The organism is Streptomyces sp. NPDC043726, assembly GCF_056436565.1.
Genome location: NZ_JBWKCI010000003.1, coordinates 305262 through 320859 on the forward strand (window position 1 = coordinate 305262; position 15598 = coordinate 320859).

General features: G+C 73.4%; 14 protein-coding genes. 3 read left to right on the top strand and 11 right to left on the bottom strand.

Features of this window, described 5'->3' with window-relative positions:
* Window position 1 precedes the first annotated feature (1 nt).
* Window positions 2-787 carry a peptidoglycan DD-metalloendopeptidase family protein gene (locus tag AC068Z_RS10370; RefSeq protein WP_478554208.1) on the bottom strand — a complete coding sequence of 262 codons (786 nt, stop codon included), beginning with the start codon at window positions 785-787 and terminating at the stop codon, window positions 2-4.
* A 174-nt stretch (window positions 788-961) separates the two neighbouring features.
* Between AC068Z_RS10370 and AC068Z_RS10375 the strand changes: the two genes are divergently transcribed.
* Window positions 962-2236 (top strand): SH3 domain-containing protein, encoded by a 1275-nt coding sequence (locus tag AC068Z_RS10375; protein WP_478554209.1) that lies wholly within the window; start codon window positions 962-964, stop codon window positions 2234-2236.
* Here AC068Z_RS10375 and AC068Z_RS10380 read toward each other — a convergent pair whose 3' ends face one another.
* The 5 genes from AC068Z_RS10380 to AC068Z_RS10400 are packed head-to-tail and all read right to left on the bottom strand — an operon-like array spanning window position 2237 to window position 7865.
* Entirely contained in the window at window positions 2237-2833 is a 597-nt protein-coding gene (locus AC068Z_RS10380; protein WP_478554210.1) for a hypothetical protein, read from the bottom strand.
* Window positions 2830-4362, bottom strand: a complete 1533-nt coding sequence (locus AC068Z_RS10385; RefSeq protein ID WP_478554211.1) for an ATP-binding protein — start codon at window positions 4360-4362, stop codon at window positions 2830-2832. The genes AC068Z_RS10380 and AC068Z_RS10385 overlap by 4 nt, the downstream gene beginning before the upstream one ends.
* Complete coding sequence (locus tag AC068Z_RS10390; protein WP_478554212.1) at window positions 4359-5042, bottom strand: response regulator; 684 nt, start codon at window positions 5040-5042, stop codon at window positions 4359-4361. Before AC068Z_RS10390 ends, AC068Z_RS10385 begins: the two co-directional genes overlap by 4 nt.
* A 22-nt stretch (window positions 5043-5064) precedes the next feature.
* A complete protein-coding gene (gene murJ, locus AC068Z_RS10395; protein WP_478554213.1) occupies window positions 5065-6672 on the bottom strand; it encodes a murein biosynthesis integral membrane protein MurJ in 1608 nt (535 codons plus the stop codon).
* Entirely contained in the window at window positions 6669-7865 is a 1197-nt protein-coding gene (locus AC068Z_RS10400; protein WP_478554214.1) for a lipid II:glycine glycyltransferase FemX, read from the bottom strand. The genes murJ and AC068Z_RS10400 overlap by 4 nt, the downstream gene beginning before the upstream one ends.
* 205 nt (window positions 7866-8070) lie before the next feature.
* Between AC068Z_RS10400 and AC068Z_RS10405 the strand changes: the two genes are divergently transcribed.
* Entirely contained in the window at window positions 8071-9264 is a 1194-nt protein-coding gene (locus AC068Z_RS10405; RefSeq protein ID WP_478554215.1) for a L,D-transpeptidase, read from the top strand.
* 25 nt (window positions 9265-9289) lie between these two features.
* Here AC068Z_RS10405 and AC068Z_RS10410 read toward each other — a convergent pair whose 3' ends face one another.
* Window positions 9290-10060: an SDR family NAD(P)-dependent oxidoreductase gene (locus tag AC068Z_RS10410; protein WP_478554216.1), complete on the bottom strand. Its 771-nt coding sequence runs from the start codon at window positions 10058-10060 to the stop codon at window positions 9290-9292.
* Between the two features lie 83 nt (window positions 10061-10143).
* Between AC068Z_RS10410 and AC068Z_RS10415 the strand changes: the two genes are divergently transcribed.
* On the top strand, window positions 10144-10743 hold the full coding sequence (locus tag AC068Z_RS10415) for a TetR/AcrR family transcriptional regulator (RefSeq protein WP_478554217.1): 600 nt from the start codon (window positions 10144-10146) through the stop codon (window positions 10741-10743).
* A gap of 33 nt (window positions 10744-10776) precedes the next feature.
* Here AC068Z_RS10415 and AC068Z_RS10420 read toward each other — a convergent pair whose 3' ends face one another.
* The 4 genes from AC068Z_RS10420 to AC068Z_RS10435 all read right to left on the bottom strand — a co-directional run bounded on the left by AC068Z_RS10420 (window position 10777) and on the right by AC068Z_RS10435 (window position 15525).
* On the bottom strand, window positions 10777-11559 hold the full coding sequence (locus AC068Z_RS10420) for an Fpg/Nei family DNA glycosylase (protein ID WP_478554218.1): 783 nt from the start codon (window positions 11557-11559) through the stop codon (window positions 10777-10779).
* An 85-nt stretch (window positions 11560-11644) separates the two neighbouring features.
* Complete coding sequence (locus AC068Z_RS10425; RefSeq protein ID WP_478554219.1) at window positions 11645-12970, bottom strand: MFS transporter; 1326 nt, start codon at window positions 12968-12970, stop codon at window positions 11645-11647.
* Window positions 12971-13133: 163 nt separating this feature from the next.
* The gene (locus AC068Z_RS10430) at window positions 13134-15242 is read right to left on the bottom strand and encodes a PucR family transcriptional regulator (RefSeq protein WP_478554220.1); all 2109 of its coding nucleotides are present in this window, start codon (window positions 15240-15242) and stop codon (window positions 13134-13136) included.
* Window positions 15243-15267: 25 nt separating this feature from the next.
* Window positions 15268-15525, bottom strand: a complete 258-nt coding sequence (locus tag AC068Z_RS10435) for a hypothetical protein (protein ID WP_478554221.1) — start codon at window positions 15523-15525, stop codon at window positions 15268-15270.
* Window positions 15526-15598 lie beyond the last annotated feature (73 nt).

Consider the following 15598-nt stretch of genomic DNA (forward strand, 5'->3'; position numbering starts at 1 on the left):
CTCAGGAGCACTTGGTGGTGACCCCGCCGGTCTCGTCGCCCTTCAGGTAGATGCCGCTGACGTAGCCGACCCCGCCCGCGTTCAGCGGCAGCCGGACCCACTTGTCGTTGGTGATGCCCTCCGCGGTCACGCTCTGCCCGACCACCCAGCAGTGCGCCGGGTACGACTCACCCGGGTACACCTTGCTCTTGGCCTCGCACGAAGTCGACGCACAGGAACGGACGTTGGCCTCCGCCCACGCCGTCACCGTCGTCGAACCACCCCCACCACCACCGCCGGGCGTGCACGGCAGGCCGACTCCGCGGTCGCGCAGATACGGGACCGGGTCGATGCCGCGGACCGAGGTGGAGGTCCCGACGCGCACCCGCAGATGCAGGTGGACGCCGGTGGAGTCGCCCTCGGAGCCCATCAGGGCGATGCGCTGACCGGCCGACACCTGCTGCCCGACGGACACGTCCCGCTGGTACATGTGGCCGTACTCGGTCACGGTGCCGTCGGGGTGCAGGATGCGGATCCACTGGCCGTAGCCCTGGGCCGGTCCGGAGGCGATGACCTCGCCCGCGCCGACCGCGTGGATCGGGGTGCCGAGACCATTGGCGATGTCGACCCCGTCGTGGGAGCCGCTGTAGCCCTGGGTGACGACGCCGGCGGCGGGGCAGGAGCCGGCGAAGGCGGTGGTGCCGCTCGTCGCCGCGTGGCCGGGGGCGGCCACCGCGAGGGGCATCAGCAGGGCCGCCGCGGCCAGCAGCCCCGCCCGCAGGTTCGTGCCGCGCAGACCAAGACGCATGGGGTTCCTCCCAGGGGACAGCGGCTTCCGACGAGCCGTGGGCCACGGACGCTAGCGGCGCCCATCTCCCTCGCGGCATCCGGAAGTTTGCGGAGAGACGGTGCCCGCGCCGGGCGGTAGTCCTGGACCGTCGTCCGCTTCCGGCCGCCGTCCGCATCCACCGAGGGGGAACCCGTGCGTGTCGCATCCGTGCGTGCCCAGTGGCACAAGCCGCTGTGGGCAACGCAGATCCTGTGTCTGCTGTTCGTCCTGACGGGCTTGTCGGCACCGTCCGCAGCCGCGCAGGACCAGAAGAGCTGGCGTATCGACCTGGCCGGGCCGGGGGCCGACCAGGGGAACGTGAGCCGTCGTGCGGACGGACTCACCGTCGAGGACAACGGGCACCGCACCCCGTCGGTGCCCGGCGCCTCCCACGCCGTCTACACCTCGCCCGGCCGCGGCCTCGGCCGCCAGCTCACCGCGTTCACCGTGAAGACGGAGGCGGACGTCCCCGCCGGGACCGAGGTGCTGACCGAGATCCGGGGCAGCAACCACCCGGACACCTGGACGCAGTGGCGGACCGTGGAAGGGGCGGGAGCGGTCCGGCTGCCGCAGGCGGTCTCCCTGCTCCAGGTCCGGCTCACCCTTCTCGGCGTCCCCGGCGGGGCGTCCCCGACCGTCCGCGCGGTCACCGTCACCGCCGCCGCCGTGCAGCCCAAGCCGCAGCAGACCCCGCAGAACGGCATGTCGGCGGCCGCGTCCGGGCCCACCTACCGGCTGTACGCCACCCGGGAGGGCCTCGTCGGGCAGACCACCGCCAACGGCCATGTCATCCAGCCCCGCGACCACTTCGTGGCCCTGCCCTCGCGCCGGATGCTGGCGACCAACGGCGGCCGCGAGTACCAGGTGCGCCTCTGCTACAAGGGCCGGTGCGAGACCGCGCCCGTGTGGGACGTCGGCCCGTGGAACACCCGCGACGACTACTGGAACCCGCCGTCGCAGCGCGAGATGTGGCGGGATCTGCCGCAGGGCACGCCCGAGGCGCAGGCGGCGTACCTCAACGGCTACAACGGCGGGCTCGACGAGTTCGGCCGACGGGCCGCCAACCCGGCCGGCATCGACGTCGCGGACGGCACCTTCTGGGACGGCCTCGGCATGACCGACAACGACTGGGTCGACGTCACCTTCATGCCGGACGGTGGTGGTGGGGGTGGTTCGACGACGGTGACGGCGTGGGCGGAGGCCAACGTCCGTGCCTGTGCGTCGACTTCGTGCGAGGCCAAGAGCAAGGTGTACCCGGGTGAGTCGTACCCGGCGCACTGCTGGGTGGTCGGGCAGAGCGTGACCGCGGAGGGCATCACCAACGACAAGTGGGTCCGGCTGCCGCTGAACGCGGGCGGGGTCGGCTACGTCAGCGGCATCTACCTGAAGGGCGACGAGACCGGCGGCGTCACCACCAAGTGCTCCTGATCAGCCGGTGCCCCGGACGTGGCGCGCGAGTCCGCAGGTGCCGGAACTCGTCGCCCCGTCCTGTCCCGTCAGTTCCACCACCAGCCGGCCGTCGGCGTCCTCGCCGTAGGCGATGGTGCAGATCAGCTGGCGGCGGGCGGTGTCGCTCAGGTCCTTCACGGCCAGGGGGAGGCGCGCGACGACCTTGCCGCTCGGGGCGCGGTCGACCTCCACGGTCGGGTGGGTACCGGCGACGGGCAGGTCGGTGCTCAGACCGACCGCCCGGTCCTCCTCCCGCGGACCGGTCAGCAGCGCGGAGATGACCTTCTCGGTCGGCACGGGTCCGGTCGGCTCGTCGGCGACCACCGCCTCGTCGCCCTCCGTGATGACGGTCGAGGGGCCGGTCGACCGGATCACCGGGACCACTCTCCCGTCCGGGGACCGGAAGAAGAGCAGCATGTCGTAGTCGCGGTTGAGGAAGGCCTGGAAGCTCGCGGGACCGCCCGCCTCGACGACGTCGGTGTCCTGGATGCCGCAGCCGCCGAGCAGCGGTACGGCCGCCGTGACGGCGAGGGCGAGGGCCGCCACCGTACGTCGGCGCGTCCACCCACGCCTCATGCCCCGGCCTCCTCCGCGTGAAGGGGTGTCTTCCCCGCTCGAAGCGGTGTCTCCCCCGTGGGTGTTCTCTCCCCGTGCAGCGGTATTTCCACGGTGAAGACGGCGCCGCCCCCGGGCAGGTTCCCCGCGCGGACGGTTCCGCCGTGCAGCTTCACGTTCTCCAGGGTGATCGCCAGGCCCAGGCCGCTGCCCGCCGAGCGGGTACGGGCCGCGTCGGCCTTGTAGAACCGGTCGAAGATGTGCGGCAGCGCCTCGGGCCGGATGCCGGGTCCGCTGTCCGCGACCTCGGTGATCAGCACGGGCGTGCCCGCGGAGGACGCCTCGGTGCGCAGCCGTACCGTGACGGGCGCGCTGCCGTGCCGCAGGGCGTTGCCCACGAGGTTGGCGATCACCAGGTCGAAGCGGCGCGGGTCGAGCCGGGCGCGGATGCCCTCGGGGAGTTCGGTCCGGACCCGGTCGTCGGTCCAGTGCCGGTTCTGGAGGGTCTTGCGGATGGCCTCGGCGACATCGACCTCGTCGGCGTTCAGCTCGGCCGCGCGCGCGTCGAAGCGGGAGATCTCCATCAGGTCCTCGACGAGCACGGCGAGCTTCCCGGTCTCCGCGCTGACCAGCCGGACCGCCCGGGCGGTGTCGGCGTCCAGCCGGTCGGCGTCCTCGTCGAGGACCTCGGTGACGGCGAGCATTCCGGCGAGCGGGGTGCGCAGTTCGTGCGAGACGTCGGAGGCGAAGCGGCGGGCGCGGGCCTCGGCCTCGCGCAGTTCGCGCACGGAGTCCTCCAGTTGGCCCGCGGACACGTTGAAGGTGCGGGCCAGGTCCGCCAGTTCGTCGCTGCCGCGCACCGGGATGCGGGTGTCGAGTCTGCCGCTGCCCATGTTCTGGGCCGCCTGGCTCAGTTCCCGTACCGGGCGCAGCACACTGCGGGCGGCGATCAGGCCGGGGATCAGCGCGATGGCGAGGCCGGGCAGGGCGCCGTCCCGGGCGGCCACGAGGAGGGCGTCGACGTTGACCTGCTCGTCGGTCATCCGCATGACGGCGTACAGGACGAGTCCGCTGGGCACCTCGCTGTCCGGGCTGGTCCTGAAGACCATGGGCATGGCGATGGTCAGGTAGGGGACGCCGTCCTTGACGACCCGCTCGAAGCTGCCGTGCGGGTCGGCCCGCGCGGCGCGCCGCAGTTCGGGGGTGATGACGGTGGAGACGGGGTTCTCGCCCGAGGAGGCGCGCAGCGAGCCGTACTCGGCGAACACCACCCACGGGTGCGGTTTACCCTTGCGGGCGATGTCCCGCAGGACCGCCTCCAGGTCCTCGCCGCCGCGCAGGGGCAGCCCGAAGCCGGTCTGCTGGACCTGGTCGCGGAACGAGGAGACCGCCGTGTCCTGGGCGGTCTGGAGCACCGCGTTGCGGGCCTCCCGGTAGGTCAGCGCGGCCGTCGTACCGGCGCTGACGGCGGCGACCAGCAGGAAGGCGAGCAGCAGCCGCGTCCGCAGCCCGAACGCCCGGACCCGGCGGGGCCGACGGCCCGTGGTCACAGGGGCCCGAAGCGGTAGCCGAAGCCCCGCAGGGTCTGGACGTAGCGGGGGCTGCCGGCCTCGTCCTCGATCTTGCCGCGCAGCCGGGCGACGCAGGCGTCGACCAGCCGGGCGTCGGCGTGGTAGCTGTGCTCCCAGACGTGCTCCAGCAACTGCTGCCTGCTGAAGACCTGTTCGGGTGCGGCGGACAGGTGCAGCAGGAGCTTGAGCTCCGAGGGGGCGAGCGTGAGCGGCCGGCCCGCCTTGGTGACGGTCAGCCCGACCCGGTCGATGGTGAGTTCGCCGTAGACCTCGATGGCCGGGCGGCCGGGCCCGCTGTCGTCGAGGCGGCGCAGTACGGCACGGATCCGGGCCTCGATCACCTCGGGGCGGGCGGGTTTGACGATGTAGTCGTCGGCGCCCGCCTCCAGACCGATGACCACGTCGAAGTCGTCGCCGCGCGCGGTGAGCATGATGATCGGCAGCTGGCTGTGGTCGCGGACCTGGCGGCAGACCTGGACGCCGTTCATGCCGGGCAGCATCAGGTCCAGGAGCAGCAGGTCGGGGCGGAACTCGGCCAGCGCGGCGAGGCCGGCCTCGCCGGTCGCCGCCGCCCGTACCTCGTGGCCGCGGCGGCGCAGACCGAGCTCGACCCCTTCGCGTACGGAGGGGTCGTCCTCGATGAGGAGCACGCGGGGCATCGGCAGTTCTCCCTCGGTGTGGTCAGGTCCGGGCCCGTCCGCGGCGCGGACCGGAGAGCAGCGCCTGGAGTTCGGCGAGGCGCAGCGGGCGGGCGAGCAGGGCGAAGGTGAGCACGACGGCGGCGGCCCCGGCGGTTGCGGCGGCGAGCGAACCGGCGGGTGCGGCCGCGCGGACCGCGAAGTGGCCGAGCGCGGTGGCGGGGACGGCGGCGAGCAGCAGCCGGGCGTGCGCGCCGGCGGCGGACGAGCGCAGCGGGCGGGCGACCGCCAGCCGGCGGCTCAGCACCCGGCCGGTCAGCGCCCAGCCCGCGCACAGCGCCAGCGAGTACGCCGCCGCCATGCCCGTCACGGCCCAGCGGGCCGGCAGCAGGTGGGCGGCGGCCAGGGACAGTCCCGCGTTGAGGGCGACGATCACCAGGTTGAGCAGGAACGGCGTACGGGTGTCGGAGAGCGCGTAGAAGGCGCGGGACAGGACGTACTGGCCGGACAAGGCGACGAGCCCGGGCGCGAAGGCCATCAGGATCCCGGCCATGGCGGCCGTGTCTTCGGCGCTGGTCCTGCCGTGTCCGAAGACGAGGGCCATCACCGGCTGGGCGAGGGCGAACAGCGCGCAGGCGGCGGGTACGACGGCCGAGGCGCTGACGCGCAGGGCGTGCGAGACGTCACGGCGTACGGCGGCGGTGTCGCCGTCGGTGGCGGACGCGCTCATCCGGGGCATCAGCGCGGTCACCACGGAGACGGTGATGATGCCGTGCGGGACGACCCACAGGGCGTAGGCGTTGTTGTAGGCGCCGAATCCGGGGCCGCCGTCCTGGCCCGCGGTCGTGGCCAGCCGGGTGGTGACCCAGTAGGCGGCCTGGTTGGCGAGGACCAGCAGCACCAGCCAGCCGGCCGAGCGCAGGGGGCGGGTCAGTCCGCTGCCGCGCCAGTCGAAGCGGGGCCGCCAGCGGAAGCGGGCCGCGCGCAGGGCGGGGACGAGGACGAGGGCCTGGGCGGCGATCCCGGCGGTCGTGCCCCAGCCGAGCACGGCGGTCTCGGTCGCGGTGAGCGTGTCCCCGCCGCCCAGGGAGAGTGCCAGGTACAGGCCGAACACGGCCATGACGACGAGGTTGTTGAGCACCGGCGCCCACATCATCGCGCCGAACCGGCCGCGGGCGTTGAGCACTTGCCCGAGCAGGGTGAACAGGCCGAGGAAGAAGATCTGGGGCAGGCAGTAGCGGGCGAACGCGGTGGTCATGGCCGCCTGTTCGCCGGTGTAGTCGGTGTACGCGTCGACGATGGCCGGGGCGAGCCACACGGCGGTCGCGGTGATCGCCAGCAGGGCCGCGACGCAGACGGTGACGAGCCGGTCGGTGTACGCCGCTCCCCCGTCGGCGTGCTCCTTGGCGGCCCTGACCAGCTCGGGCACGAAGACGGCGTTGAGCGCGCCGCCGAGGAGCAGCATGTAGACGATGGTGGGCAGGGCGTTGCCGACCGCGTAGCCGTCGGCGACCGGCCCGATGGTGCCGACCGCCGCCGCGACCACGGCGGAGCGGGCGAAGCCGGTGGCCCGGGAGACGAGGGACCCGGCGGCCATGACGGCGCTGCCGCGTGCGGGAGTCTCCGCGCTCTTGGTCGCCGTCCGGCTCATCGACGGTTCAGGTACGCCTGGAAGGCGCGGTAGAGCGTGTGGTTGGCGCTGCCGCCCAAGGGCCTCTCCCATTCCCCCAACGTCTCGACGACCTGTCCCCCGGTGCCGAGCTTCCACCGCAGCAGTCCGTACGCACGTTCGCCTGGATCGAGAGTGGAGGGTACCCCGCGCATGTCGTAGACGTCGGCGCCGAGGGCATGGGCGTCCAGCAGCATCCGCCACTGCAGGGCGTTGGAGGGCCGGACCTCGCGGCGGTGGTCGGCCGAGGCGCCGGTCTGGTACCAGGCCCGGCGGCCCACCGTGATCAGCGTGTGGGCGGCGAGGATCTCCCCGCGGTGCCGGGCGAGGTACAGCTTCATCCGGCCCGGTTCCTCGGCGTTGAGGGCCGCGTACTGCCGCTCGTAGTAGGCGAGCGAGCGGCCGAGCCGGAAGCCGTCGCGGCGCTCGGTGATGCCGAGCAGCCGGTAGAACTCGGGGAGTTCGGCCGCGCTGCCCACCACCACCTCCACGCCCTCCTTCTGCGCCCGGCGGACATTGCGCCGCCACTCCTGGTTGAGCCCGGACCACAGGTCCCGCTCGGTGCGTCCGGCGAGCGGCACATGGAAGACGTGCCGGGGCTGGGCGTCCCCGTCCTCGCCGGTGCCGTCCCCGCCGCAGCGGCGCCAGCCCCGGGCCCGCAGCCGCTCGGCGACGGCGGTGCCGAGCGGGTCGACCTCGCTGGCGAGGACGTCGCCGAGGCGCCGGCCCGGGCCGGAGAGCGGCTTGAGGTGGGCGGCGTCCCAGCGCCGGTAGGCGGGCGAGGGGCCGATGCGTACGGCGAAGGCGCCCGCGCGGCGCAGGTGTTCCAGCAGCGGGGCGAGCCAGCCGTCGAGGTCGGGGTCGCTCCAGTCGGCGACGGGCCCTTCGGGGAGGTAGGCGAAGTATCTGCGGGTGCCGGGGAACTGCCGTAGCAACACCAGGGCGACGCCCGCGAGTTGACCCGCCTCGGGGTCCGGCCCCCAGCCGAGGAGTTGGGAGCGCCAGCCCTCCTTGACGTCGGCCCAGGACGGGCACTGGAGGAACCCGGCGCCGAGCGCGGTGCCTTCGGGGGACGCGAGGAAGGCGCGGTAGGTTCCCGGGGTGATGGTGCGCAGGGCGAAGTCCCGGTTCCGTGCCTGGGGCACGCGGCTGGGCGGCACGAGCAGCGCTGACACAGTCTGAGCCTCTCCTTCTCCCCGGCCCTGTGGCGGGGACACGAAGGAGGCTCACAGCGGTCCATGACGGCGCCGTCCGGCGAATGTGACCGGACCATGACCATTCCGCACCAGACGCCGTCACGTAGCTCCACAGCGGCTGACCTCGGGTTTTCCGGCTCTACAGTCACGACATCGCCCCTTTTCGCCCCTCCCGGAGGTCCCGTTGTCGCGCATTCGTGTCCGCACCTACGGCTACGTGCTGGCCGCCCTGCTGGCCCCGCTCACCGCCTGCTCCTCCGGCGGCTCCAGTGGCTCCACGGGTGCCCCGGACGACAAAGCGGCGCCGAAGGGCGAGGTGACCGTCACCGTCACGCCCGAGGGAGAAGGGATCCCGGCGGGCCGGCCAGTGCGGGTCGAGGCCGCCGGCGGCACACTCACCTCGGTGACGGTCACCGACGCCGAGGGCCACCGGCTGCCCGGCCGGAGGGCCGCCGACGGCACGTCATGGACCTCCACCCGCAAGGCCGTCCCCGGCGCGGAGTACGAGGTGACGGCGGCGGCCCGGGCGACGGGCGGCGGACCTGCCAGGACGACGAAGTCCGCCTTCACCACGGCCCCTGCGGACAAGGTCAACAAGGTGGACTGGCGTCCGGGCGACGGCAGCACCGTCGGCGTCGCCCAGCCGATCTCCCTGGTCTTCGACCACCCCGTCGAGAACAAGGCCGAGGTGGAGAAGCAGCTCAGGCTGACCACCTCCAACGGCACCGAGGGCTCCTGGGGCTGGATCCGCGACTGGTCGGGCCGGGACCGGGTGGACTGGCGGCCCAAGGAGTACTGGAAGCCCGGCACCGAGGTCACGCTGAAGGCCGAGCTGAACGGCACCGACTCGGGCGCGGACGGCGGCTGGTTCGTACGCGACTACACGACCACGTTCACGATCGGCGCCCGGCAGATCGTCAAGGTCGACCTGGACAGCCACCGGCTCACCCTCGAACGCGACGGCGAGACCGTCCGCCGCATCCCGGTCTCCGGCGGCACCCCGGGCGGCGACAAGCGCTCCTGGCGCGGAACCGCGGTGCTCATGGCCAAGGAGGGCACGATCAACATGAACTCCGAGACGGTGGGCCTCGGCGACGCCTACGACAAGATGGTCGACTACTCGATGCGGCTCACCTGGTCGGGCATGTACGCCCACGCCGCGCCCTGGAACGCCCGCTGGTTCGGCAACGCGAACCAGAGCTCAGGCTGCATAGGCATGAGCACGGCGGACGCGTCCTGGTTCTACGCCCAGGTCCGCCCCGGTGACCCCTTCGAGATCACCGGCAAGGACACCAAGGGCGTGGTCGCCCCGGGGAACGGCTTCGGCGCGTGGAACCTCTCGTGGGAGGAGTGGCGGAAGCTGAGCGCGCTGCGGTGACGGGCGTCCGCGCGGGCACCCGGGCTCATCCCGCGATCACCGCCACCCCCGTCCTCCCCCCGTCGACGTCGACGACCGTGCCGTGGACGAAGGACGCCTCGTCGGTGGCCAGCCAGAGGGCGGCCTGGGCGATGGCGTCCGGGGTGCCGACCCGGCCCGCCGGGGTGCCCTTCATCATCACCTCGCCCGGGTGGGGCTCGCTGCCCTCCGGGGAGGGAGGAAGGATCACACCCGGGGAAACGGCGTTCACACGGACGCCCAGGGGGCCGAATTCGGCGGCCCAGGCTCGGGTGAGGGTCTCCATGGCTCCCTTGGTGGAGCTGTAGAGCGCGCCGACGGGGACGCCCAGGCGGGCGATCCAGGAGCCGAGGTTGATGATCACTCCGCCGCCGGCCTCCGTCATCGCCGGTGCGACCGCGGCGGTGAGGAAGAACGGCGCCTTGACGTTCACGCCGTAGACCTCGTCGAAGGTCTTCTCGTCGGTGGCGGCGGTCCCGGCGCCCGGGTAGATCCCGGCGTTGTTGACCAGGATGTCGATCCGGCCGCCCAAGGTCTCACGGGCCCGGGCCGCCAGCTCCTGGGAGGCGTCGGGGCTGCCGTCCAGATCCGCCGCGAGGAAGTCGGCGCGACCGCCCGCAGCGCGGATACCTTCGACGACCCGCGCGCCCCTCTCCTGGTTGCGGCCGGACACGATCACGTGCGCGCCCTCGGCGGCGAACAGTTCCGCGATCGCCTGACCGATGTTGCTGGTCGAGCCCGTGATCAGCGCCGTCTTGCTCCGCAGTCGTTCACTCATGACGTCGTCTCCCCTTCCGGTGGTGGTGCCGACCAGGGTGCTGCGGAGAAAATGGACCGGCAAGTCCAGAAAAGGAGGGCATGATGGCAGACGCGCTGACCGCCAAGGGGCGTGCCACTCGCGCCCGGATCGTCGAGGGCGCCGCTGAGGTGTTGCGCGAGCACGGCGTCGCCTTCGCCACGCTCGACGACATCCGTGGCCGGACCGGCACGAGCAAGAGCCAGCTGTTCCACTACTTCCCCGGCGGCAAGGACGAACTCCTGCTGGCCGTGGCGCAGTTCGAGGCGGACCGGGTGCTGGAGGACCAGCAGCCGCAGCTCGGGCGGCTGGACTCCTGGGAGGCCTGGCAGGAATGGCGGGACGTGGTCGTGGAGCGCTATGAACGGCTCGGTGACCACTGTCCGTTGGGGTCGCTGTTCCTTCAGGTCGGACGGTCGCGGCCCGGCGCCCGGGCGATCGTGACGGAGCTGATGCGGCAGTGGCAGGAGCAGCTCGCCCATGGCATGCGGGCCCTGCGGCGCAAGGGTCTGGTGTCGGCGGACCTGGACGTGGACCGTACCGCCGCCGCGCTGCTGGCCGGGGTCCAGGGAGGCGTGGCCATCATGATGTCCACGGGTGACTCGACCCACCTCAAGGCGGCGATCGACACCGGCATCGCGCATCTTCGGGGGGCGGCCGGATAGCCGCGCCATCCCTCACCGCCCTCCCCGTCGCGGTCAGCCCTCCTGGCACCGCGGGCACCACACCGTCCCGCGTCCCGCGACCCGGGTCCGGTTCAGGGCGGTGCCGCAGCGGGGGCAGGTGGGGGCGGGGTCGTCGCGGTGGCCGGTGAGCCAGGAGTCGCGGGGCGGGACGCGGCCGGTGGGGACCGCGGAGCGCAGGGTGCGGCGCATCTGCGTGTACAGGCGGCGGCGGTCGGCCTCGGTGAGGGCGCTCGTGGGGCTGGTGGGGCGCAGTCCCGAGCGCCAGAGGATCTCGTCGGCCAGCAGGTTGCCGAGTCCGGCCAGGACGGACTGGTCGGTGAGGGCGGTCTTGACGCTGCCGCGCCGGGCGGCGAGCGCGCTGTCGAACTCCCCCCGGCCGACGGTCAGCGCGTCGGGCCCCTGGCCCTCCAGGAGCCCCGCGACCTCCGACTCGTCGTGCGCCAGCCACAGGCCCTGGAGCTTGCGCTGGTCGCGGTAGCGCAGCTGACGGTCGCGGGACAGCGTGAACAGGACCCGGTCGTGCGGGGCGACCTCGTCGTCGGGGTGAGAGCACAGCAGTCGCCCGGTCATGCCGAAGTGCAGCAGCACGGTGGGACCGCCGGTGCGGGCGAGCAGCCACTTCCCGTGCCGTTCCGCCGCGGTGCACCGACGCCCCTGAAGCGCCTCCCGCAGCCCCCGCGCGCTCGTCCCGTGCAGGACGCCCGCGTCCCGCACCTCGACCCGCCGGACGACCCTGCCCTTCGCGCACTCCTCGAGCACCCTCCGGAACCCCTCCACATCAGGCAGCTCGGGCATGGGTACCTCCTCGTCCCATGGTCCTCCCGGGCAGGCGGTGCGGCACCTGACCGGGAGACCAAGAGGACGGGAGGACCAAGCGCGCTCAGATGGTGTCGAGGTCCCGGTCCTTCGTCTCGGGCAGGGCCAGCGCGCACAGCAGGGACAGCAGCGCCATCCCGCTCATGAACCAGCCGCCCACGGAGGCGCTGTAGTTCTCCGCCAGCGCCGTGACCACGAGCGGGGCGGCGGCGCCGCCGAGGACACCGCCGAGGTTGTACGAGAACCCGGCGCCGGAGTAGCGCATCCGGGTGCCGAACAGCTCGGGCATGTAGGCGCCCGCTGGGCCGTAGATGATGCCCATGCACAGCAGGGCGCCGCTCAGCGCCACGGCGACGAGGACGTAGTTGCCGGTGTCGAGCAGCGGGAACAGCACCGCGCCCCACACGACGCCGAAGGCCGCGCCGCCGATGATGAGCCGGCGCCTGCCCAGCCGGTCGGACCAGCGCGCGACGGCGTACGTGGACACGCCCAGCACGGTCACCGCGACGAGTGTCAGCAGGAGCATGTCGTTCTTGGGGATGCCCAGGTCGTCCGTCGTGTACGTCATGCAGTAGGTGGCCGCCGTGTAGAACATCACGTACACGACCGTGATCATCCCGGCCCCGAGCAGCATCTCCCTGGGGTGCTTGCGGAACGCCTCCGCCAACGGCGCCTTGGCGGTCTCCCGCCCGGCGGTGACCTTCGCGAAGGCGGGCGTCTCGGCGATCTTGAGGCGGATGACCAGGCCCACGGCGACCAGGACGAACGAGATCAGGAACGGGATCCGCCAGCCCCAGCTCTCGAAGGCGTCGTCGTCGAGGACCGAGGACATCAGCAGGAAGGTGAGGGTGGCGGCGAAGTAGCCGACGGGAGAGCCCATCTGGGGCGCCGCCGCGTACAGGCCGCGTTTCCCCTTCGGCGCGTGTTCGACCGCGAGCAGCGCGGCGCCGCCCCACTCGCCGCCGAGGCCGAGGCCCTGGACCAGCCGCAGCAGCACCAGCAGGACCGGGGCGGCGACGCCGAGGGTGTCGTAGCCGGGCAGGAGACCGATCAGGCCGGTGGACAGGCCCATCATCAGCAGGGAGACGACCAGGACCGCCTTGCGGCCCACGCGGTCGCCGTAGTGGCCGAAGATCGCGGCGCCCAGCGGGCGGGCGGCGAATCCGACGGCGAAGGTGGACAGGGTCGCCAACGTGCCCGCCGTCTCGGAGAGTTCCGGGAAGAAGGCGTCGTTGAGGACGAGGGCGGCGGCGGTTCCGTAGATGTAGTAGTCGTAGAACTCGATGGCCGTGCCGATGAAGCTGGCCGTGGCGATCCGGCGCAGGCCGGGCGGGGGCACGGCGGGGACGGTGCCCGACTGGGCGGGGCCGGGGGGTGCGGCTGAAGGCATGGCTGGCCTCCGGAAGGAGCGGTGAGGGACAAGGACGCCGTCGCAGAACGCGAACAGGGTGTGAACGTAAGCCGACGGCTGTGTCCCGCTCCTTGTCCGCCCGGACAGCTCTCGGGCGCGCGTTGTGTCCGCTACGACAGACTCGGCGCCGCCCCTCGCGTGCTCACGCCCCCGGGAAGGCCGTCGGGTCCTGCTCCCTGAGGTCCAGGCGGAGCTGGAGCACGGCCGCCAGCCGGTGCTCGGGGTCGTCGAGGTCGAGGCCGGTCAGCGCGACCGCCCTGCGGATGCGGTAACGCAGGGTGTTGGGGTGCACGTTGAGCCGCTTGGCCACGGCCCCGACGTCCCCGAAGCCGTCGAGGTACAGCAGCAGCGACCGGGCCAGCTCGGTGCCCTGGCCGCGGTCGCGGTCGGCGAGGGCGGCGACCGCCGGGAAGCGCAGCCGCGGCGCCTGGTCGAGCAGGTCCAGGGTGTCCCGGACGAGGAGGGCGGGGGCGAGCCGGGCGTGGGTGCCCACGGTCGTCTCGGGGGTACGGCTGAGCAGTTGCAGCGCGCGATGGCCGCGCAGCTTGACGGACGGGATGTCGGAGAGCCGTTCGGCGCGTCCGGCGACGACCGCCTGGACCGGCGTCCCGGTCAGCCGGCGCAGGGTGGTCACCAGCTCCTCGGCCCAGCGCACCAGGTGCGCTTCGTCGGCCGGGGTCGGCAGGACGGCGTAGAGCTGGCCGCAGGCATGGACGACGAGGGCGTTGTCGCGGTGGGCGGCGGCATGCACGGACATGACCCCCGCGGCCTCGGCGCGCCGGGCGTCCGACCGTACGGCGGTGGCGGCGCCGGCGTCCCGCTCGCGCAGGTCCACGGCGACGACGTCCGCCCCGGCCGCCGGGTCGATGCCCAGGTGGGCGGCGAGGGCGGCGGCCTCGAAGCGGCCGGTCAGCAGGGCGTGGCTGAGCTCCTCCCGGGAGGCGAGCCGGGCCCCGGCGTCGCCCTGGAAGTAGTGGTCCACGAGTTGGGTCGCGGCGATCCGGGCGGCGCCGCGCAGCAGTTCCGGCGCCCGCTCGGCGAGCGGGCGGTCGCCCTCCTGCACCCAGATGGTGCCGAGCGGTCGCCGTCCGGCGTTGATCCCGATCACCAGGCGTCGCCGCGCGCCCATGTCCGGCTGCTCGGCGACCGTCACGACCTCGTCCCCGGCCCGGACCCGCTCATAGACCCCGAGCCGCCGCAGCAACGCCAGATAGGGCTCCGGGCAACTGCGCCCGAGGATGGACCGCCGGCGCAGCTCATCGGCCTCGTCCCCGGACCCGGCGTACGCCACGACCCGGTGACCCCCGTCCTCGACACTGACCACGCCCTGCGTGAGCGTCGCCACGGTCTGAGCAAGCGAGAACAAGTCCCGCCCGCCCCCGAAGCCCTCACCGGACAGGCCGAGTTCCTCCCGAGGCGGCGGAACAGCAGCGCCCGAAACGAAGGCCCCGCCGACCGGCACGGGAGCGGCGCCCGGCACAGAAGCCCCCTCGGCCGGCACGAGAGCGGCGCCCGACACACAAGCCCCCTCGGCCGGCGCGAGAGCGGCGCCCGACACACAAGCCCCCTCGGCCGGCGCGAGAGCGGCGCCCGACACACAAGCCCCCTCGGCCGGCGCGAGAGCGGCGCCCGACACACAAGCCCCCTCGGCCGGCGGCACGACCGCATCCGGCACCGAAGCACCGTCGGACGAAGCCACGGCCACTCCCCGCCCGGAAGCACCGTCGGACGACGCCACAGCCCCACCCCGCACCGAAGCCCCACCGGACGACGCCACAGCCCCACCCGGCGCTGATGTGCCGTCCGGCGGCCCAGACGTGGCCGGGGCCGAGGCAAGGGTGGCCGTGGATGCCGTCAGGGTCGCTCGGATCTCCGTCTCCGCTCGGTTCCAGCGCAGGGAGTTCGGCAGGCCGAGGGCCGTGACCCCGGTGTGTTCCGCCGCCGCCCGTACGGCCTCCGGCAGTTCCTCGTCGGCGATCCGGAGCGCCACGGCCACCGCGCCCGCCGCCCCGGCCGCCGTCACCATCGCCGCCGCCTCCGCCCCGCGGGCCCCGACCGCGAGCACCAGGGCACCGGCCGCCCCGTCGAGCGGCTCGCCGGGCTCGGCGATGACCACGTCGGTGATCTCCGCGTCGAGGGGCCCGCAGCACACCGGGCCGGACGACAGGGCGGCGGCGAGCCGGCGCGCCACGGCACCGACGGTGGCCCGGGGCATGGCGCGGGCGGCGGTCTCCACGGGGATGTCAGTCACCCCGGCAGGGTAGACAGCGTCCCTGTCAGCCCGGCAGGTCCGGCGCCGGCTGCTCGGGCTTTCGTACCGCCCGCTCGGCGGCCACGACCACATGCCGCACATCACCGGCGGCCGCCCTGATCACTCCGGCGCCGATCCAGCAGTCCGCGTGGGCCCAGGCACGCTTCTCCTCGACGGCGTCCGCGAAGGGGACGAGGAGGGGCGTCCCGGTGTTCTCCGTCAGCGTCGGGTCGCTGTGGCCGCTCGTGGCCAGACTGCGCGAACGGGCGTACCTGCCGCTCAAGGCCGCGACGAGAGCGGGCAGGTCCGGTTCGGCGTCCGGCTCCAGGCACCGGTGCCCCGAACCGTGCCCAGGC

What these genes read in the sequence shown, in the direction of transcription:
- AC068Z_RS10380 (WP_478554210.1), bottom strand. Translation starts at nt 2,833, where the DNA reads ATGAGGCGTGGGTGGACGCGCCGACGTACGGTGGCGGCCCTCGCCCTC.
- murJ (WP_478554213.1), bottom strand. Translation starts at nt 6,672, where the DNA reads ATGAGCCGGACGGCGACCAAGAGCGCGGAGACTCCCGCACGCGGCAGC.
- AC068Z_RS10410 (WP_478554216.1), bottom strand. Translation starts at nt 10,060, where the DNA reads ATGAGTGAACGACTGCGGAGCAAGACGGCGCTGATCACGGGCTCGACC.
- AC068Z_RS10425 (WP_478554219.1), bottom strand. Translation starts at nt 12,970, where the DNA reads ATGCCTTCAGCCGCACCCCCCGGCCCCGCCCAGTCGGGCACCGTCCCC.
- AC068Z_RS10415 (WP_478554217.1), top strand. Translation starts at nt 10,144, where the DNA reads ATGGCAGACGCGCTGACCGCCAAGGGGCGTGCCACTCGCGCCCGGATC.
- AC068Z_RS10370 (WP_478554208.1), bottom strand. Translation starts at nt 787, where the DNA reads ATGCGTCTTGGTCTGCGCGGCACGAACCTGCGGGCGGGGCTGCTGGCC.
- AC068Z_RS10420 (WP_478554218.1), bottom strand. Translation starts at nt 11,559, where the DNA reads ATGCCCGAGCTGCCTGATGTGGAGGGGTTCCGGAGGGTGCTCGAGGAG.
- AC068Z_RS10390 (WP_478554212.1), bottom strand. Translation starts at nt 5,042, where the DNA reads ATGCCCCGCGTGCTCCTCATCGAGGACGACCCCTCCGTACGCGAAGGG.